Source organism: Streptomyces sp. NBC_00005, assembly GCF_045160215.1.
Classification (GTDB): domain Bacteria; phylum Actinomycetota; class Actinomycetes; order Streptomycetales; family Streptomycetaceae; genus Streptomyces.
Genome location: NZ_CP108316.1, coordinates 7956827 through 7976050 on the forward strand (window position 1 = coordinate 7956827; position 19224 = coordinate 7976050).

At 69.2% G+C, this 19224-nt stretch carries 19 protein-coding genes and 1 pseudogene; 7 read left to right on the forward strand and 13 right to left on the reverse strand.

Annotated elements, in window-relative coordinates:
• Positions 1–8 precede the first annotated feature (8 nt).
• Positions 9–389, forward strand: coding sequence for a tetratricopeptide repeat protein (locus tag OG303_RS36430; protein WP_405873854.1), 381 nt, complete (start codon positions 9–11; stop codon positions 387–389).
• Positions 390–426: 37 nt separating this feature from the next.
• Here OG303_RS36430 and OG303_RS36435 read toward each other — a convergent pair whose 3' ends face one another.
• The gene (locus tag OG303_RS36435; protein ID WP_405873855.1) at positions 427–702 is read right to left on the reverse strand and encodes a DUF6343 family protein; all 276 of its coding nucleotides are present in this window, start codon (positions 700–702) and stop codon (positions 427–429) included.
• 69 nt (positions 703–771) lie between these two features.
• Between OG303_RS36435 and OG303_RS36440 the strand changes: the two genes are divergently transcribed.
• Both OG303_RS36440 and OG303_RS36445 read left to right on the forward strand, forming a co-directional pair.
• Entirely contained in the window at positions 772–1671 is a 900-nt protein-coding gene (locus OG303_RS36440; protein WP_405873856.1) for an acyltransferase domain-containing protein, read from the forward strand.
• A gap of 169 nt (positions 1672–1840) precedes the next feature.
• Positions 1841–2287 (forward strand): DoxX family protein, encoded by a 447-nt coding sequence (locus tag OG303_RS36445; RefSeq protein ID WP_405873858.1) that lies wholly within the window; start codon positions 1841–1843, stop codon positions 2285–2287.
• 102 nt (positions 2288–2389) lie between these two features.
• Here OG303_RS36445 and OG303_RS36450 read toward each other — a convergent pair whose 3' ends face one another.
• The 3 genes from OG303_RS36450 to OG303_RS36460 form a co-directional block, all read right to left on the reverse strand.
• Positions 2390–2950, reverse strand: a complete 561-nt coding sequence (locus OG303_RS36450) for an RNA-binding S4 domain-containing protein (RefSeq protein ID WP_405873860.1) — start codon at positions 2948–2950, stop codon at positions 2390–2392.
• A 359-nt stretch (positions 2951–3309) separates the two neighbouring features.
• Positions 3310–3741 (reverse strand): SRPBCC family protein, encoded by a 432-nt coding sequence (locus tag OG303_RS36455; protein WP_405873862.1) that lies wholly within the window; start codon positions 3739–3741, stop codon positions 3310–3312.
• A gap of 107 nt (positions 3742–3848) precedes the next feature.
• Positions 3849–4016, reverse strand: coding sequence for a hypothetical protein (locus OG303_RS36460; RefSeq protein ID WP_405873864.1), 168 nt, complete (start codon positions 4014–4016; stop codon positions 3849–3851).
• Positions 4017–4153: 137 nt separating this feature from the next.
• On the opposite strand from OG303_RS36460, the gene OG303_RS36465 reads away from it, so the two are divergent.
• Entirely contained in the window at positions 4154–4849 is a 696-nt protein-coding gene (locus tag OG303_RS36465; protein WP_405873866.1) for a uracil-DNA glycosylase, read from the forward strand.
• Between the two features lie 37 nt (positions 4850–4886).
• A complete protein-coding gene (gene pip, locus OG303_RS36470; protein ID WP_405873867.1) occupies positions 4887–5849 on the forward strand; it encodes a prolyl aminopeptidase in 963 nt (320 codons plus the stop codon).
• A 536-nt stretch (positions 5850–6385) separates the two neighbouring features.
• On the opposite strand, the gene OG303_RS36475 is transcribed toward pip, so the two are convergent.
• From OG303_RS36475 to OG303_RS36495, 5 genes and pseudogenes are all read right to left on the reverse strand, one after another.
• The gene (locus OG303_RS36475) at positions 6386–7279 is read right to left on the reverse strand and encodes a helix-turn-helix transcriptional regulator (RefSeq protein ID WP_405873869.1); all 894 of its coding nucleotides are present in this window, start codon (positions 7277–7279) and stop codon (positions 6386–6388) included.
• Between the two features lie 27 nt (positions 7280–7306).
• Positions 7307–8113 carry an SDR family oxidoreductase gene (locus tag OG303_RS36480; RefSeq protein ID WP_405873870.1) on the reverse strand — a complete coding sequence of 269 codons (807 nt, stop codon included), beginning with the start codon at positions 8111–8113 and terminating at the stop codon, positions 7307–7309.
• Positions 8114–8327: 214 nt separating this feature from the next.
• Positions 8328–8789: a hypothetical protein gene (locus tag OG303_RS36485; protein ID WP_405873871.1), complete on the reverse strand. Its 462-nt coding sequence runs from the start codon at positions 8787–8789 to the stop codon at positions 8328–8330.
• Between the two features lie 8 nt (positions 8790–8797).
• Positions 8798–9315, reverse strand: a pseudogene (locus tag OG303_RS36490) (transposase); the annotation flags it as partial.
• A gap of 67 nt (positions 9316–9382) precedes the next feature.
• On the reverse strand, positions 9383–10048 hold the full coding sequence (locus OG303_RS36495) for a GntR family transcriptional regulator (RefSeq protein ID WP_405873872.1): 666 nt from the start codon (positions 10046–10048) through the stop codon (positions 9383–9385).
• A gap of 179 nt (positions 10049–10227) precedes the next feature.
• Here OG303_RS36495 and OG303_RS36500 point away from each other — a divergent pair, with 179 nt between their 5' ends.
• Positions 10228–11700 (forward strand): NCS1 family nucleobase:cation symporter-1, encoded by a 1473-nt coding sequence (locus tag OG303_RS36500; RefSeq protein WP_405873873.1) that lies wholly within the window; start codon positions 10228–10230, stop codon positions 11698–11700.
• Between the two features lie 5 nt (positions 11701–11705).
• Positions 11706–12428 carry an aspartate/glutamate racemase family protein gene (locus tag OG303_RS36505; protein ID WP_405873875.1) on the forward strand — a complete coding sequence of 241 codons (723 nt, stop codon included), beginning with the start codon at positions 11706–11708 and terminating at the stop codon, positions 12426–12428.
• 204 nt (positions 12429–12632) lie between these two features.
• Here OG303_RS36505 and OG303_RS36510 read toward each other — a convergent pair whose 3' ends face one another.
• From OG303_RS36510 to OG303_RS36525, 4 genes are all read right to left on the reverse strand, one after another.
• Positions 12633–13079, reverse strand: coding sequence for a GNAT family N-acetyltransferase (locus OG303_RS36510; RefSeq protein WP_405873876.1), 447 nt, complete (start codon positions 13077–13079; stop codon positions 12633–12635).
• A gap of 118 nt (positions 13080–13197) precedes the next feature.
• On the reverse strand, positions 13198–13596 hold the full coding sequence (locus tag OG303_RS36515; protein ID WP_405873878.1) for a RidA family protein: 399 nt from the start codon (positions 13594–13596) through the stop codon (positions 13198–13200).
• Between the two features lie 204 nt (positions 13597–13800).
• Positions 13801–14373, reverse strand: coding sequence for a hypothetical protein (locus tag OG303_RS36520; RefSeq protein WP_405873879.1), 573 nt, complete (start codon positions 14371–14373; stop codon positions 13801–13803).
• A 163-nt stretch (positions 14374–14536) separates the two neighbouring features.
• Positions 14537–18958 carry a LamG-like jellyroll fold domain-containing protein gene (locus OG303_RS36525; protein ID WP_405873881.1) on the reverse strand — a complete coding sequence of 1474 codons (4422 nt, stop codon included), beginning with the start codon at positions 18956–18958 and terminating at the stop codon, positions 14537–14539.
• Between the last annotated feature and the right edge of the window lie 266 nt (positions 18959–19224).

Sequence of the window (19224 nt, forward strand, 5' to 3'; positions counted from 1 at the left end):
ACTTTGCCGTGCCCGAGATCAGCGGTTCGACCGGACGTACTCCGGAGACGCATGTCATCGACTTCCGTGCCGCCGAGCAGCTGCTCAACGCACGGGACCCGCGGGGCGCGGTGAAGCTGCTCGACTCAGTCATCGCCGCGCACCCGGAGAACACCGCCGCCCGGCTGCTGCGCGCGCGTGCCTTCTTCGCCGCCGCCCAACTGCGGCCCGCGGAGCTGGAGTTCACGATCGTCCTGGAGCGCGAGCCGGACAACGCGTTCGCGCACTTCGCGCTCGCCCGGACCTTTGAGCGCCGGGGCGAAGCCGAGCAGGCCAAACGCCATTTCAGACTGGCCGCCGCGCTGGACCCCAACCCGGAGTACCTGAAGGCGGCGCGGTTCGAGTCGTGAGCGCCGGCCAGGGCCGCCTGTCCGGCGGATCAGGCCCTCAACGGGGCCGGCTCTCCGGCGGACGGTACGGGGGAATGTTGCGGCCAGGCTGGTAGTGCGGACCCTCGCGGATGTGCTTGAGGATGACGGCCATGTCGACCGTGATCACCAGCCACAGCACCCCGCAGGCGGCCGCCCACCCGGGGCGCCCCACGAGGGCGAACGCGGCCGTACCGAAGATCGCCCAGACCAGCCCCCACACGCTCAGCCAGAAACGCGCACGCAGCGCACTGCGCGCGGTCGTCGGCTCACTGCCGGTACGCATCGCAATCATTGCTCCTGTTGGCAACGTACTCTTCGGGACGGACGTTCACCAACGGGAACGGGACTAGGGGGTCGCCGCGTGCTGCCGGATGCCGATGAGCTGGCCGAGGTACTGCTCGACCTCGCCGTACCGCACGAGGACATCAACCAACTCGTACGGATGGGCCGACGCGTGACGGACGACCCCGAGCTGCGGCGCTTCCTCGAGGCGTCGGTCGACGAGCTGGTGCGGGGCATGGGGGAGATCGGCGGCCCGGTCGACCTGCCCCAGCTCGACTGGGCGTCGGGGCCGCTGCAGCGCTGCTTCCCCGTGTACGTGTTCGTGGCCGCGCTGCCGCACACGCGCGCGTACCACCGCGCGCGGGGCATCCCCGACGACGTCTCCCGGCGCACCCTCGCCGACCTCGGCCGGAACATGGCCGTGCACCACAGGCGGTACGGCCGGGCGGGCCTTCAGGCGCCGTGGTGGCTCACCCACCACTTCCGGGGAGAGCTGTACCAGCTGGGGCGGCTGCAGTTCGAGCGGGCGCGGCACGGGCAGCGCACGTCGCGGGTGCTCGCGGCGGCCGGCCTGGACGTGGCGCCCGGCACTCCCTGCCTCAACGTCCATGTCCCCGACTACTTCGGCCCGCTGTCACCGGCAGCGTGCGAGCGCTCGCTGGCGCTGGCGGAGGAGTTCTTCGCGCGGCACTACCCGGAGGAGAAGTACCGGGCCGCGCTCTGCCACTCCTGGCTGCTGGACCCGCAGTTGAAGGAGTATCTGCCCGCGGACTCCAACATCGTGCGGTTCCAGGATCGCTTCCGGGTCGCCCGCGAGGACCGGGAGACGGCCGACAAGGAACCGGTGCAGTTCGTGTTCGGCGACCCGGAGCTGCCGGTCGAGAACCTGCCCCGACGTACCGCGGTGGAGCGGGCGGTCGGTGACCACCTGCGGGCGGGCCGGCACTGGTACATCGGGCACGGGTGGTTCCCGCTCTAGTGGCAGTGCCAGTGCCTGTCGCGGCACTAGGCCTTCTGGGACTCCAGGGCCCCGGTGCTCCACGTCGCCCGCGCGTCCACGAAAGTCCGCCGGCCGGCGATGAGTTCCGCGGCGACGGTCGGTCTACCCGTGTGACAGCAGCACGCACCGCTTCCCACAGGAGAACCCGATGTCCGAGACCGCCGCCCCCGTCGCATCCGCCCCCGTCATCGCCGAGTCCGCGGCCGCCCGCGGCCGCCGCGCCCGCATCGCCCTGCGCACCGTGCAGGTACTGCTCGCCCTTTTCTACGGCCTCGCGAGCGCCCTGCCCAAGCTGATCGGGAACTCGTACGCCGTCGACGCCTTCGACAAGATCGGCTGGGGCAGCACGGGCATGTACATCATCGGCGCCCTCGAACTGGCTGGCGCCGTGGCCCTGTTGATCCCGGTGCTGCAGTCGGTCGCGGCGGTCGCGCTGAGTGGTCTCATGGTGGGCGCGTTCGTCGTCCAGACCACCGTCTTCGACGGCGAGAACGCGGCGACCCCGCTGATCCTCATCCTGCCGCTTGCCCTGATCGCCTGGGCCCGGCGCGGTTCCAACACCGATCTGCTGCGGCTGGTACGACGACGGGCGTGACGCCCTGCATACGATGCTCCGCCACGACGGCGGTGGCGCCCGGCGGGACCTGGGAGGTCCGGGCCGGACGCCACCGCCGTATGTCGTCGCCGTCCCTCCGCGTCACCGTCCGCCGGGACGTTCCGCAGCGCCACCGCCATCGCCGCCCATCAGGCCCCGCAGGCGTTCCATGTCGCGGCGGTCGCGCTTGGTCGGGCGGCCTGTGCCGCGGTCGCGGATGCCGGCCGGGGCGACGATCTGGCGGGGCGGCGGGGGCGGTGAGTTGTCGACGTAGCACTGGGCCGCCACGGGGGCGCCGACCCGCTTGCGGATCAGCCGCTTGACGATGACGACCCGCTCCCAGCCCTCCTGCCGCACGCGCACCTCGTCGCCGATCCGCACGGAGTAGGCGGGCTTCACGCGCTCACCGTTCACATGCACATGTCCGCCCTTGCAGGCGGCGGCGCCCAGCGAGCGGGTCTTGGCCAGACGTACGGCCCAGATCCAGCTGTCGATCCGCACGTTCGCGCCGTCCGCCGGGCCCGCGGCCTCCGCGGCGGCGATGGCGGCGACGATCTTGGGGTCGACGGGCTCGGGGGTGGCGGCCTTGGGCCCGGCGGCCTCGGGAGCCGTTTCCTCGGCGGAGCCCGGGCCGCCCGTCTCCTCGTCAGCTTCGGAAGCCATGCCTTCGACCTTAGTCCCCTGATGCGGGTGAACCGGACGGAATTCTTTGCCCGGGGTCACGCAGGAAGAGTGCGCTGGTGAGGACGCCGAGCAGTACGACGGCCGTGTTCAGGGCGACCGCCGTCGCCTGCACCGCCGAACCCGGTTCCTCCGCTGAGGCGGCCCTGCGCCTCCTGGGTGGCGTCACTTCCCCGGCGGCCACGGCGGCAGCCGCACCGGCCGTATGCCCACCGGCCACGACTGAGGCGACGTACTCGGGAACGCGTCCCTGACCAGCGGCGATGACGAGCCGCCACGGACCGTGGACTCTGTGCACCACCGTGACCGGGAGTCCGCAGAGCCTGGTCTTCCCGCTCGTGTCACCGCCTTCGTTCCACGTACGTCTTGAAGTGCTGCAGATCGTTGCGGACGACCCGCTCGATGGTGCTCGCCTGGGCGAATCCTCTCGGACCGCCGAAGCTGTCCCTGAGAGTGTCGGGGTCGTACTCGAGGCGTGCCTGGATCCGGGTGCGGCTCTGGTCGATCGGCTGCAGGGAGAAGGAGCCCATCAGCTCGGGGGCGCCCATGGTCTGCCACTCCATCACGCGTTCCCCGCTGCGGTCGGAGACCTCGGCCTCGAATTCCCGGGCCCGGCCGCCGGCCTCGACGTCCAGATGCGCCCGCCCTTCCGTCTCCATACGGGCGCCGCGCACTCCATCCACGAAGCGCGAGTAGTTCTCCACCTCGTGGAGGCTCTCCCAGGCCTGGTCAATCGGGACTCCGACATTGACGTGTTCTACGAGGGTGCTCATGGCCCACCTCCGGGTTCGGCTCATCGCGCATGGCCTGCTGTCCCCAGTGTGCGCCCGCGACCCCTTGGCAGGCGCCCCGGGAGGCAGCCTTCGGGATCATCCGGCGGCTACGTTGTGCCGTTCCACGCGTACGGTCCGCCGCCGCGCCATTCGATCAGCTCAGGGTCGTCGACGGCCAGGTCCTCCCGGGCAGGCAGGCAGGCCCGCACGTGCAGGCAGTCCAGTACGTCGAAGAGGCTGTAGGCGGTGCCGTCGGGCTCGGCGTGGATCGTCACGCGCCGTCCGCCGCCCGCCGTCCGATTGCAGGGGAAGCACGACGACAGGGGGGTGCACGTCCATGACTCCGGCATGCGTCGGGATGGGCAGACCTGCCGTTCGGCGCCCGCGCATCCGGAGGCCATACGGTTGAGCCATGGACAGCCTGGCCGATCTCGACGCCCGCATCGCCGGATGCGCGGCCTGTCCTCGGCTGGTGGAGTGGCGCGAGGAGGTCGGGCGGACCAAACGGGCGGCCTTCCAGGACTGGACGTACTGGGCGCGGCCGGTCCCCGGCTTCGGGCCCGCCGACGCGTCGCTGCTGATCGTCGGCCTCGCCCCCGCCGCCCACGGCGGCAACCGCACCGGCCGCATGTTCACCGGCGACCGCTCCGGGGACGTGCTGTACCGGGCGCTGTACGACGTGGGTCTGGCGAACCAACCGACCTCCGTCACCGCCGACGACGGCCTGGAGCTGCACGGCGTCCGCATCACTTCGCCCGTGCACTGCGCCCCGCCCGAGAACAAGCCGACCCCGGGTGAGCGGGACACCTGCCGGCCCTGGCTCGTCGAGGAGCTCACGCTGCTGCGGCCCACCCTGCGCGCGGTCGTCGTGCTCGGCGCCTTCGGCTGGCAGGCCGCGCTGCCCGCGTTCGCCGCGGCGGGCTGGACGGTGCCCCGGCCGCGGCCTGTCTTCGCGCACGGCGCGCGCGTGGCGCTCGACGGCCTCGACCTCTTCGGCTGCTTCCACGTCAGCCAGCGCAACACCTTCACCGGCAAGCTCACCCCCGAGATGCTGCGGGACGTGCTGCGTACGGCGGGGGAGGCGGCGGGGCTGCCCGTCCGAAATTGAGGAGCACGGGCGGCGGCAAGGACGCTACGGTGCCCCGATGGCGCGCTATCCGGAGATCGAACCGTACGACCACGGCATGCTCGACGTCGGCGACGGCAACCGCGTCCACTGGGAGACCTGCGGAAACCCGCACGGCAAGCCCGCGCTGGTGCTGCACGGCGGCCCGGGCTCCGGCTGCACCCCCTACTTCCGGCGCCTCTTCGACCCCGCCGCCTACCGGATCGTGCTGCTCGACCAGCGCGGCTGCGGGCGTTCCACACCGCACGCGAGCGCGTACGACACCGACATGAGCGTGAACACGACCGCCCACGTCATGGCCGACCTGGAGCTGCTGCGCCGGCAACTGGGCATCGAGCGCTGGCTGGTGTGGGGCGCGTCGTGGGGGGCGGTGCTGGGACTGCGGTACGCGCAGACGCATCCGGGGAGCGTCTCCGAGCTGGTGCTGACCGGGATCGCGACCGGCTCCAACCCCGAAGTGGCCTTGCTGACCAGGGGACTTGGGCAGATCTTCCCGGAGGCCTTCGAGAGGTTCCTCGCCGAACTGCCCGTCGGGGAACGCGAGGGCAACCTCGCCCTCGCCTACAACTGGCTGATCGAGTCGCCCGACCCCGAGGTGCGGGCGCGGGCGGCGCGGGCCTGGACCGACTGGGAAACGGCGGTGGCTCCCGCGCCGCCGAGGTCGATCGCGCGGTTCGAGGACCCGGCGTTCCGCATGGGCTTCGCCCGCACCGTCACCCACTACTTCGGCAACGACCACTTCCTGGGCGAGGGCAACGACGAGGGCGTCGTCCTGCGCGACGCGCCCCTGCTGAAGGACATCCCGGGCACCCTCGTCCAGGGCAGCCTCGACCTCGGCAACCTCCTCGGGATCACCTGGCGGCTCCATCACGCCTGGCCCGGAAGCGAGTTGGTCGTGGTGGACGACGTGGGACACAACGCGGGCGCGCCGGACATGGCGACGGCGCTGGTGGCGGCGACGGACAAGTACGCCGGACGCTAGCGCCTCGGCAGACAGTGTTCGCCCCGTCGCGCAAACACTGTCTGCCGCGGCACTAGGGCCTGGGTGTGGTTGCGATCAAGCAGTGTGACTGAGCGCCCGAGTTGGTTGTGACCGCGCCTCCGTGATGACTACGGCTGGAGGCGGATTCTCGCCGTATGCAGGACAGGTATGGCCTCCCTCCACATCTGCTGCTCTGGTCATTTCGATGTGGCTGATGTGACCTTGGGCCACGCCGACGCCAGAGGGTTGGTCCAGCCGTCGGTGGCAACATCAAGATCCTCATAGCAGGTGTCGAGTCAGCTGATTCACCGATCCGAACCTGGACCGATTACCCGGCCAAGGCCGCGTGACGAGCCACTAGCGCGTTGTCGTAGGCATCCCCCTACTGCTAATCGATGATGCAATTCCATCCAGCGCAGCAGTTTCCGCAATCGCATTCGAGTTGTATTGGCCCGGCATCGCTGTGATGGATCAGCCCGTCACCGACACGGAGTCGGGCGTCATCGCGCCGCCACAGCGCCATCTTCGGGGTTGGACTATCCGTTGTGTGCTTCGAGCTCGGTCGCCAGCGTCTGTTGGGTGGCCGCCCACGACGCCAGGAGCGCCAAATTGTCAGCGGTCGGTGTGCCCGCGGGTGCGGTGTAGACGTTGAGGTGCAGGCCGGGTTCGGCGGGCAGTTCCAGGGACTCGACGTCCAAGTCGAGCTGGCCCACGATCGGATGGCGCACACGCTTGCGGCCGGACCGGTGCAGCCGCACGTCCTGAGATGCCCACCGCTGCCGAAATAGCTCACTGCACGTTGACAGTTCGCCGACTAGGGCGATCAGCTCCTCGTCGTGCGGATTGCGGCCGGCTTCCATGCGTAGCTTCGCGGCCGCGTCACCGGTAATTTGGTCGTAGTCGACAAAGAAATCTCTGGCCGCCTCGGGGTTTAGATAGACGAACCGCGCTGTGTTCGCGGGCCGTCGCGGGTCGGCCAGCACCGGTGAATACAGCGCGCGAGCGAGTTGATTCATGGCGAGCACGTCATAACGGCCGTTACCGATCCAGGCCGGCGCATCGGAGATCGCGTCGAGCACCTGCTGCAGCGTGGAGCGCACCGTCACGGCAGGCCTACGCCGGCGTGGGCCGCTGGGCGCCCTGGATTGGCGCGCGAGATGGAACAGGTGGTCGCGCTCGGCCTCGTCGAGTTGCAAGGCAGAGGCCAACGCGTCGAGCACGCCATCGGAGGCACCGGCGAGGCTGCCGCGCTCCATGCGCACGTAGTAGTCGACCGATACCCCCGCCAGTAGCGCTACCTCCTCGCGGCGCAGACCTTTGACCCGACGGTTGCCGCCGTAAGCGGGCAGGCCCGCCTGCTCGGGTGCGATGCGGGCGCGACGCGAGCTGAGAAACTCCCGGATCTCGGTGCGTAGATCCATCGTGGCCATCCCCTCACCGTAAGCCCGTCCCGCAGTTTAAGGGGTACCCGATGCGGTCGTCGCGATGCCGCCGTCTACCGGGATGACGGCGCCCGTGAGGTAGGACCCAGCCCGGCTAGCGAGAAACACGGCGATACCCGCCATGTCGTCGTCGCGGCCGAGCCGGCGCAGAGGGGCCGCCGCTGCGATCGTGTCGCCGATGGCATCGAGCGTGGACGCCATCATCTGCGACGGGAACACTCCCGGTGCTACCGCGTTCACCGTGACGTGCTGTGGGCCCAGCTCTCTGGCAAGCACCCTGGTGAGTTGATGGAGTGCCGCTTTGCTGCTGGCGTACGAGTAGTTGGGTGACTGGGCGACGTGGATGGCGGCGATACTGCCGATGTTAATGATCCGCGCGGGATCATCGGCGGTGCCCGCCTTGCGAAGTGCGGGGAGCAGCGCCTGCACCAGCCAGAACGGCGACTTGAGGTTGAGGTCGATCACTGCGTCCCAGGCCTCGTCCGGGAACGTCGCCAGCGGCTCGCGCCACATCGCTCCCGCGTTGTTGACAAGGATGTCCAGGCGTTCCGAGTCGACCTTGACAAGATCAGCGAGGCGCTGACACTCGTCGTGCCTGGACAGGTCGGCGGGGATTGCTTGAACGTCGCCGAATTCGGACAGCAGATGCTGTGCCTCCGCGCACGTGTCTGCCTTGCGTGAGCTGATGACGACGCGGGCGCCCGCCTGGAGAAGGCCGCGCGCTATCATCATCCCAATGCCCCTGGTGCCGCCAGTGACAAGGGCGTACTTCCCACTCAGATCGAAAAGTTCTGTGTGAGTGGTGAATTGGTTATCCGCCATTGGTCTCCGTCCCTTCTGTCGTGGAAGAATGCGCCGACATGGTCGCGCATTCGGGGCAGCTGAATTGAACTGATGGGGGTAAAGCTGCCGTGCGTGTCCATGGAGTGTTGTCGGCGCTTTCGACTCAACCAGGTTGACAGGCGTTTTGGGCGTCTGGGAGACCCTGGTGATGCAGGTACTGTGAGAGCCCCCCTTGCCTGGTGCGCTGACTCCGTCAGGAGACGAGTGGCGGGGGCTCTCCACTTGGATGAGCCGGGTCGATGTGGTAGGGCTGGAATGCGGAGTTGGCGGCGGGAGCGTAGGGGCGATTGGACATACGTGTGACCAGCTGCCACATGCGGCGCTCATCCTCCAGGCTCTTCGGGAGGGCGAGCCCGAGTCCATCGGCAAGTGGTTTGCGGCCAAGGTTGACCAGAGCTCGTACAGCTGCGGCCCATTCGTCGGTGGCGGCCACAGCAGCGTGGTACCAGACCGGGGTCAAGATAATCAGGCAGATACCTGTGGAAATGAGCACCGGACGATCGGCGCGCGAGGCAGACAGCGAGGCGAACGCGGTGATTGCCACAACTGCGTGCCCGTATAGCAGGGCTACGAAGAAGTCGACGTTCGTGCGGGCAGTGACGACCTGTTTGTTGGTCGACTCCGGGACAACGCTGGTCAGTTCGTTCCACAGCAACTGCGTGTCCGGGACCTGCCGAGCAGGGCTTGCTTCAAGCGGAGTTTGCGCCGTCGCCGCTCGTCCTGCTCGGGGTCTTCACTGCTTTCCTGCCCGTTCTGCTCCTGCGGGCCTCCCCCTTTTTGCCGGGCCTGCTCCTGCTCGGCGGCGGCTTCCTCAAGGGCGTCCATGACTTCCTTGCCGATGCGCATCCCGGCGGCGTCGTGGTGGGCGCGGGCGGTAGTGGAGTCGACGCTGACCAGGGACAAGTCAGTCTTCCTCTGGCGGGCGGCCTCGGTGATCAGGCCTTCCAGCAGCGCGGTGAAGACGTCGGCGTCCCTCCAGACCCGGTAGCGGCCATAGACCGTCGGCCAAGGACCGAACTCATGGGGCATCTCCCACCACTGAGCGCCGGACCGGAACCGCCAGATCACCCCCTCAAACTGCTCCCGTAGCCGCTCGGGGTACGGGCCGAACCCGCCGACCGGCAGTAGGGCTCGATCAACTTCCGCTGATCGTCGGTGAGTTGCCTGCGCGTCTCGCCCAGCGTCTTACGGGATCCCGTCCTTGCACGGGGACGGAACTCGAAGACTGATCACAACGTCACACAGACCCTAGGTGGGTTCGCCCTCGCCGAACAGATGCCGCACCGTCGACCGGTAGTTGGTCTGCACGTGGGCGAGTGCGTGGGCGCGGGCGCGGTCCGGGTCGCCGGAGGCGATGGCCTCGTACAACTCGCGGTGTTCCACGAGGAGTTGGGGCCACTCCTCGTTCCGTCGGGTCATCCAGCGCAGCCGGCCGGCGACCGGCTCCAGGGCTTCGGTCAGCAGGCTGTTGCCCGCCATCGCCACGATGCGGTCGTGCAGGCGGCTGTTGATGTCCGTGATCAGCTCCGCGTCCGCCGCCTCGGTCGCGGCGGCCGCGCGGTCCAGGAGCTCCTCGACTTCGGCCAGATCCTCCGGTGTCGCGTGTGAGGCGGCGAGTCCGGCCGCGTAGACCTCCAGGGCCTCGCGCAGTTCGAACAGTTCCCGCACGTCGTTCGGGGTGAGGCGGCGTACGACCGTGCGGCGCGGTGTCTCGAAGTGGACGAAGCCTTCGGCGACCAGCGCGCGGATCGCCTCGCGGACCGGCACCCGGGAGACCCCGAGGCGGTCGGCCAGCTCCCGCTCGACCAACCGGTCGCCGGGGCGGAGGCTGCCTGCGATGATCTCCTGCCGCAGGCTCGCCAGGACGCGCTCGCGGACCGCGCCAAGGGGTTCGATCTTCGTCGTGGAGCTCATGGAGCCATTTTTGCCGACTCCGGGGGTGTTTTACGGAGCGTTAACAGTGACGACATCGGTCGGAATGCTTGACGGCGGGACCATGTCGGCAGTTTGGTATACCAAACGAGGTTCACCGAACGACCGGAAACCGACCGAACAGCAGCGCTCCTCCTCCGTCCCCGTCCCATGGAGGCCCCGTGTCCCTCGCCGACCGTGCCGAAGCCACCGGCGCACCAGCGTTCGTCCCCGACCCCCGGCTCACCAACGAAGACCTCGCGCCCGCCGGGAAGCGCAACTGGAAGGTCTTCGACCTCTTCGCCATGTGGATGTCCGACGTCCACAACCTCGGCAACTACACGTTCGCCGCCGGCCTGCTGGTCCTCGGCATGAACGTGTGGCAGGTCTTCACGTCCCTGCTCGTCGGCTTCGTACTCATCTACGTCGGCATGAACTGGATGGGGAAGATCGGCCAGGCCCACGGCGTCCCGTTCCCCGTCATCAGCCGCATCAGCTTCGGCGTGTGGGGCGCCAACATCCCGGCCCTCATCCGGGCCGTGATCGCCATCATGTGGTACGGCATCCAGACCTACCTGGCCTCGGTCGCCGTCAACGTGATGCTGCTGGCCGCCTGGCCGGGCCTGGAGTCCTGGACGCACCACTCCTTCCTGGGACTTGACGCGCTCGGCTGGGTGTCGTTCCTGTCGCTGTGGCTGATCCAGGCGCTGATCATCACTCAGGGCATGGAATCCGTAAGGAAGTTCCAGGACTTCTGCGGCCCGGCGATCTGGCTGGTGATGATCGCACTCGCCCTCTGGATCCTGTCCAAGGCCGACTGGACCATCTCACTCACCTCCACCCCGCACCCGGTCTCCTTCGGCGAGCAGTGGCGGCAGTGGTTCGGCGCGATCGGCCTGATCCTGGCCACGTACGGCACGCTGATGCTCAACTTCTGCGACTTCTCGCGCTTCGCGCCGGACTACAAGACCGTGCGGCGCGGCAACTTCTGGGGCCTGCCCATCAACTCCACGGCCTTCGTGGTCGTTTCGGTGATCGTCACGGCCGGTTCGCTGGAGGTGTTCGGCCAGGCCATCACGGACCCCGCGGAGTTGGTGGCGAAGGTCGGCAACACCTGGGTGCTGGTCGTGGGCGCGTTCACCTTCGCCGTCGCGACCATGGGCGTCAACATCGTCGCCAACTTCGTCTCACCGGCGTACGACCTGGCCAACGTCTGGCCGCAGAAGATCACCTTCAAGGTCGGCGGCATGATCAGCACGGTGGCGGCCCTGGTCGTGACCCCGTGGAACCTGTTCTCCAACCCCACGGTCGTCAACTACTTCCTCGGCGGCCTCGGCGCCTTCCTCGGCCCGCTGTTCGGCGTGATCATGCTCGACTACTACTGGGTCAAGCGCGGCCGCGTCGACGTGAACGAACTGTTCGACGCCACGCCCGGCTCCCGCTACTACTACCGCAAGGGCGTCAACCCGAAGGCCCTGTGGGCGTTCCTCCCCTCGGCCGGTGTCGCGGCCGTACTCGCGCTCGTGAAGACCTTCAGCGACGTGGCCCCGTACTCGTGGTTCATCGGCACGGCGCTGGCGGCCGGCCTGTACGCGCTGCTGTGCCGGTCCGAGCGGACCGCTTCCGCGACTGTTCCCGCCGCTGTGGAGGTCTGACGAACGTGCGGATCGTCGTCACCAACTGCAACACCACGCAGGAGATGACCGAGGAGATCGTACGAGGTGCCCGGGCCGCGGCAGGCCCGGGCACCACCGTGCTCGGGCTGACCCCCGCGTGGGGCCCCGAGTCGGCGGAGGGCTGGCTCGACAGCTATCTGTCGGCCGCGGCCGTCCTCGATCTGCTGCGGACGTATGAGGGACCGTCGTACGACGCCGTCGTCATGGCCGGGTTCGGGGAGCACGGGCGGGAGGGCGTCCGGGAGTTGGTGGACGTGCCGGTGGTCGACATCACGGAGGCAGCGGCGCATCTGGCGTGCCTGTTGGGGCGGAGATACGGGGTCGTCACGACGCTGGAGCGCTCCTGCGGCCAGATCGAGGACAGCCTGGAGCTGGCGGGGGTGGGGCGCAACTGCGCCGCCGTGGTCGGGACGGGACTGGGTGTCCTCGACCTGGGGGACGGGGAGCGGACGGAGGCGGCGTTCCTGGCGGCCGCTGAGCGGGCCCGCGAGGCCGGGGCGGAGGTCCTGGTGCTCGGCTGCGCCGGGATGACAGGGCTGCAGCGGGCGGTGGGGGAGAAGCTCGGGCTGCCGGTGGTCGACGGGGTCGCGGCGGCCGTGAAGCTGGCGGAGTCGCTGGTGACGATGGGGCTGAGCACGAGTCGGGCAGGGAGTTATGCGAAGCCGGTGGTGAAGAGGCGGGCGTGGGGGCGACCGCAGAGCTTGTAACCACGTTCATCGACGCTGAGCGGCATGAACCTTCCCGGCGGACTCACCTCGGTGGCCGACGGACTCCACCTGTGGGCTCGGGGTCACCGGGCACCTGAGCACCTGGGGCTTGCGGCCCGGGTGGCGGACTGGGCGTTCTGGCGTTGCTACCGCGGCGTAGACGGCCGACCACGCAACGCACAAGCCTGAGACGGTCGTTGGAGCTCAGGGCCGCCACACGTACCGCACATCCGGCTCCCGCTCCTCGTTCCCGCTGCCGTCCGTGTACTTGGCGCAGACGAAGCCGTGCCGCTCGTAGAACCGGTGGGCGGGCTTGTTGACCTGGAAGGTCCACAGGCTGAGTCCGTCCGGACTCCGCTCCTTGGCCAGCTCGACGAACCGGTCGCCGATGCCTCGCCCTCGCCAGTCCGGGTGGAGATAGAGCTGGGAGAGCTCGTCGTCCTTGAGCACCATCACCCCGACGATCCCGCCCGCGTCCCCGGCATCCGCCACCCAGGTCTCGCGCAGTGGCACCACCACCTCGCGGAAGTAGTCCCGCACTTCGGCGGCGGACCTGGGGCTGACGACGGTCGGTAGCGCGTTGGCGAAGGAATGCAGCCAGACGTCGGCTGCCGCGGTGGCATCGGGGGCGGTGGCTCGGCGGAGGGCCACGGTGAAGGGTGCGGATGGTTCGGATGGGACGGATGGTTCGGAAGGCAAGGGCGGATCCCGTCAGTCGTCGTCTTGGCCGTCGTCTCGGTTGTCGATTCAGTCGGCGATGCTGTGGTCGTCAGGGAACAACGGCGGTCGCCGTAATCTCCACCAGCTGCCCGGTGTACCCGAGACACGCCACGCCGATCAGCGTCGAGGAGTGCGGCCCGACGCTGAGCCCGGACGCCTCGACGACGTCCCAGACGGCGGACAGCGTTGCGGTGTCGCTGCTGACCACGTACACATCGGTCGCCAGGACGTGCGCGAAGTCGCTGCCGACGGCGCGCAGTTGTTCTTCGAGGTTGGCCAGCACCTGCTCGGTCTGCCGGACGGGGTCACCCTCGCCGACCAGATTTCCGGCCGCGTCGAGGGGGACGGACCCGGCGAGGAACGCGAGCTTGGTGCCGGCCTCCACGACGGAGGCATGGGAGTAGGTGGGCGGCGGGAAGAGGGCGGGGGAGGTGACACGCCGGATCACGAGTGCGGCTCCTTGAGTGGACGTGGGACAACCCGACGATGGTCCGGCCTGTCGACCGGGGGCGCATCCGAATTTCCACGGGACGCGAGCGCGTTGCGCTTGTGCCACGGGGCGACGGCCATGATGTCCAGCGGTCAGCCCTGCCACGTGCTGTGCAGATCCCCCACCTCCTGAACGCACTGACGGAGGCTTCGGCCGCGTCTGTCATCCTGGCGGTGGACCGTACTCCCGTTCACGCAGCTGCCGTTCGCACTCCCGCGCAAGGTCCGGGTACGCCTCGGAGATGGCCATGTAGACCCTGCGCCGCAGCAGTTGCTCCGCCGCCGAGCGGCCGGTGCTTCCGAACAGCTCGTCCAGCAGATCGTCGTAGCGGGTCAGGCGGTGGCGCAGGTAGTTGACCTTCCAGCGAGCCAGCGCGGCGGGATCGACGCTCTCGACCGTGGCGGGATCCGGGACGTGGGTCCAGCGCTCATACGCCCGCTCCTCGTCCCGGCGATTGCGGTGCTCGACCGCCAGCGCCGCGAGCCTGGGTGTGGTCAGGCGCGGCACCTCGATCGGTTCCGCCGCGATCCGCGCCAGCACCTCCCGTCGCCTGCGCTGCGCGGACGCCTTCGCCGCGTCGGACCGCCGCGTGGCCGTGGCCGACGCAGCCCTGAACTCGTCGCTCCGCTCGGCGGCTTCGACGCGCTCGATGGAGTAGAGGCGGGTCTGCGGGGCCGCGCGGAAGTACGGGTTGGTGCGGAGCAGATCGGGTTCACCGAGGAGCTGGCGGACCATCCCGGCCGTCCATCCGCGCGCCCGCAACCGCGCCAACGAGAGGTGCGTACCCGCGAAACCCCCTTTCTCCCCGCCCCCTGGATCCTTGTCGCATGACGTCATCGCCGACTCCCCCGTCGTTACACTGAGTGACGACTTCATTGATAACGCACGCCACTGACAGTCACCCGAGCTGCGTCAGCGTCGGAGTACCACCGGGCGCCGTCGCGTCCGCCGGAGGAAGGGCCGTCGGGTAGAGACGGACGTCGCTCAGGCGGCCGTTGGCATATTCGCCGTAGGCGCCCTGGAACATGCGGCGGCCGAACTGGACGGGACCCGCGGCGTTCCAGGTCGTGCCGGCGTAGGCCTTGGTGGCGGACAGGTGGCCGTTCACGTAGAGGAGCAGTTGGTCTGCGTCGGCGTCGTAGACCCCGACGAGGTGGGTCCACTTGCCCGCCACGGCCTTGGCGCCATAGGCCGCGGTGAAGGCGGTGCTGGTGGAGTCGTCGTTGTGGCGGCCGAAGGCCCAGACCTGGGCTCCGGAGGAGTAGTAGAGCTGGAAGCCGTTGGCCGCGCCGACGGAAGGGGCGTCCGACTGGGACACGAACGTCGAGTTGCTTCCGGACAGGGAGTTCAGCTTGACCCAGGCCGAGACGGTGAAGCTGCCGCTGGTGTCCACGCCGGGGCCGGATGTGGCGGCGTAGGCGGTCGTGCCGTTCAGGTTCAGGGCCGTGCCGCGGTCGGTGTCGGCTGCCCAGGCGGCCCCGCCGGTCAGTGTGGCCGCTGCGTTGCCCGTCGGATCGGCCGCGGTGCTGCCCGTGCCGTCGTCGAGGTTCCAGCGGTGGGTGGCGGTGTCGGTGACGGTGCCGAGCGAGACGGGGTCCGCGAAGGCGGCGGTGGTGCCGGACGGGGTGGCACCGGGGTACTCGGTCAGCTGGCCTGCGGTGTCGGTGGCGTAGAGATCGGGCTTGCCGTCCGGGCCGCCGGTGGCGCTGTTGACGTCGCCGGGGGAGGCGACGGTCGGGTAGTCGCGGGCGCGCAGGAGCATGGGCAGGCCGGTAGCGGGGTGTGCGTTCCAGCCCGTGGTGGCGCTCGTCGTCCAGTTCTGCGCGGCCGAGGCGTTGCAGGTGTAGAGGCGGACCTGGGTGCCGTTGGTCGTGCTCGCGCCCGGGTTGTCCACACACTTGCCGGACTGCGGGTTGACCAGGCTGCCGGAGGAGCCGATGGTCCACTTCTGGGATCCAGCGCCGTTGCACTTGTAGAGCTGGAGCAGGGTGCCGTTGTCCGTGCCGCCGTCGGTGGCGTCGAGGCACTTGCCGAGGACGCGCAGGGAGCCGTCGTCGTGCAGGACCCACTGCTGGGCCGCGCCGCCGTTGCACGTGTAGATCTGGATCTTGGTGTGGTCGGCGGTGTGTGAACCCGCGTCGTCCAGGCAGAGCGTGCCGCCGGAGGAGGTCTTCACGGCGGAGACGAGCGCGGTGCGGACCGGGGCGTGCAGCAGCTTCGGCAGGAGGGTGCCTGCGTCGACGTCGATCGGGAACGTGTAGACGGTGCCCGAGGAGTCGTCGCGGGCCCACAGGGTGGGCGTACCGCCGGTGAGCTTGCCGTTGCCGTCGTCGTCCACGGAGAAGGTGCCGCCGACCCGGCCGGGGGCGATCAGGGTCAGGCCCGACCAGTCGCCGTCGCCGAGCAGGAGCGGGTGGCCGAGGTGGTTGACGCCGTAGGTCTGGTACAGCCAGAGCTTGTTGTTCTCCACCGTGATCACGGCGGGGTGGTCGGCGTTGCCGTACACGTCTCCGTCGACGACCAGTTGGGAGATGTCCCAGGGTTTCGCCGGGTCGTAGCCCGCGCCGGCGCAGCGGTCGGTGGGGACGGTGTCGGTGGCCTCGCAGTCGTCCTTGGTGACGACGTCGTAGCGGCGGCCGACGTAGCCCGGGAAGGTGGAGTAGGGCGTGCGCGGGAAGGCGCCGTCGTCCTTCGGGTCGAGGTCGTTCTTGACCACGTACAGCTGCTGGGTTTTGCGGTTGTAGGCGAGCAGGTCGTCGTGGGTTTCGCCGTGCAGGTTGCCTCGGTGGGCGATCAGGTAGTCGTTCCAGGTGCCGGTGGGCGCGCCTTTCGCGGTCGACACGATGACCGGGCCGGTGATGGTCGGCGCGGTGCCCTCGACCGGGCCGTCCTGCGCCGGGGCGGGGGACTGGGCGGGGTCGCTGTCACCGGGGACGAGTTCCAGGTCGCCGGTGCTGGTGGTGGCGAGCAGGTCGGGGCTGCCGTCGCCCGTGACGTCCCCCGGGGCGATCTTCGTCTTGGGGTTCCAAGGCGCGGTGAAGGTGTAACTGGCCGGGTTCTGGGAGAGGTTGCCGGCCCGGTCGACCGCGGCGACGTACAGATTGTGCACGCCCCAGTCGGTGACCGGGATCGTGACGGTGCCGGAGGCGGTGGCGCCGCTGGTGGCGGTCACCTTCGCCGTATGGCCGGTCGTGGCGGTGGGCTGGCTGTCGAGCTGCCACAGGAAGTGGTCGATGCCGCTGGACTTGCAGCCTGCCGGGTCGCAGGTGTCGGCCGGGGTGTTGTCGGCGGCGGAGACGGGGAAGTCCGCGGTGACGCCGCTGCCCGCGTAGGTGTCGCCGGCGCCGCTGCCGACCGGCGGGAAGTGCGGGTTGTCGGCGACCGTCGGTGTCTGCGGCGGGGTGAAGTCGGTGTCGAACCAGCAGTGGTCGCTGAGGTCCGACTTCAGCTTGATCGAGGAGTTGTCCTGGGCGTAGACGTCCCAGCCGTACTCGTGGCCGTCCTTGAGCGTGAAGCCGATCGGTGCGTCGGCGTCCTGGCCGGAGGCCACCATGCCGCTGTCCGGAGTGCCCTTGTCCACCGGGTTGCCGTCGGCGTCGAGGTCGGTGCGGTCCCAGACGTGGTAGTGGGCCTCGGCGTGCTCTCCGGAGATGTGGGTGGTGACGGTGGAGTGCAGCTGGATGTTGCTGCCCGCGTTGCTGTAGGTCGTCGCGCCGATCCAGCCGATCGCGCCGCTGCCGGTGACGCAGTCGCCGTCCGCGCCCAGCGGCTTGGGCGTGGTGCGCACCTTGGTCGGAGTGTCCGGCGGGATGTCGAAGTTGGTGGTGAGAGTGAGGACCTGGGACATACGGAGGTAGTCGAGGTTGGAGCTGGTCTTCGACTCGTTGCCGAACAGACCGATGGTCCAGGTGCCCTTGTTGCCCTTGGCGATTTTCTGGATCTGGTCGTCGACGCGGAAGGAGGCCGTGCTGTTGGAGCAGTTGCTGTTGCCGTTCGCCCCGCTGGGGACGGTGGTCTTCACGGCCGGATAGCCGTTGTCGTCGAGGGTGTCGGGCTGGTGCTTCCAGTCGGTGTTCTCGTTGATGGTGCCGGTGGTGTGCAGGGTGATCGGCTGGTCGTGGGAGCAGTCGACGCTGGCCGCGTAGGTGGTGCTGACCTTCACCTCGGACTTGATGACGGTCATGGACGGGTCGAGACCGGCCGTGTTGACGGCGTAGTACGACCGCTCCAGGCCGACCCCGCAGGCGCCGCCCCACTGTTGGTAGCCGACGCCCTCGCCGTTGGTCTGCGGCTTGTTGTACTGCGGGGCGTCGGAGCAGGCCGAGCTGGAGTACACCTCGTCGAAGGCACCGGACTTGCCGGTCACCGGGTTTTCGAACGGGTCGATGTAGACGGGGTAGTGGGTGCCGGGGTCGTCGAGCACCGAGGTCTTGGGCGCCAGGGTGAGGGAGTCGGCGGTGGTGGTCATCGGCACCTGGTCGACCTGGGCGCCGGGGCCGGGGCCGGCCGCGGAGGAGGCGGCGGCGGAGGGCGCCGGGTCGTCGGTGGCCGCGCGCACGAAGGACGCTGCTCTGGCGGTCGCCGCTGTGTTCGTCGTCGCTGTCGTGCTGGAGTCCCACATCAATGGCGGCGGGCTGGTGTACGACACCGAGCCGTCGGGTGCGCTCGCCGTCATGCCGCCGGCCGAAGTGGCCGCCAGATCCAGGCCGTCGGTGTCCGTCGCGACCGCGAGCCTGCGGACGCGGGGGTCGGCCGCGGCCTGCGCGTCATGCACGATCAGCACATCGCTGAAGCCGCCCTGGTCCGTCACGGTCACCGACAGGTCGACGCCGGGCAGGACGGACGGGTACAGCGCCGTGTCGCCGCTGACCTGCGGTGCGGGCAGGGCGAAGGGCATGGTCAGGCTCATGCTGTGCCCGGCGGGATCGGTGAGGGTGGCCAGCGGCCCGTTGCCGCCGTCGGACAGGCGTACGCCGCTGGGCGTGGCCTTGGGGGAGTACGTGCCGTCGGCGCCGGCGGTGAGCGTGGCGTCCACCGGAACCCAGGCGCCGTCCTGCCGGACCCGCACGGGAAGGACGGCCGAGGTCGTGGTGAACGAGCCGTCCGGATTCGCGGTTACGGTGTCGGTCTCGCTGGTCAGAGCGTCGACCGGTACGGAGGTGCCGTCGGTGACCGCCTGCGCTTGTGCTGCGAGCAACGGGTCGGACGTGTCGGCGGGTTCATCGGCGGCGACGGCACCGCCTGGAACAGCGAGTGCGGTCAGCAGCAGCGCGGCGAGCGCGGGAAACAGCGCCAGTCTGCGGGCGGATGACGGCAGCACAGAACAACTCCTTCGCACAGCGGACAGGGCAGACGCGAGATCTGCGACCATCCGCGCCTGGATCGGCCCGCTGGACGGCGGTCAGGACGTCAGCGGTGGCGTGCGGCGGTGATGTTCGCTCCCCCGGCACCGAACGTACACAGAAAAAGCCAAAAGCAATCACAAAGTTGTCATGGCATTGGCAAAGAGTCTTGAGTCTCGTTCAAGACTCTTCCTAGCCTCGCCTCCTGGATCACGCCGACCACGTGACCTTTCACAACGGACCG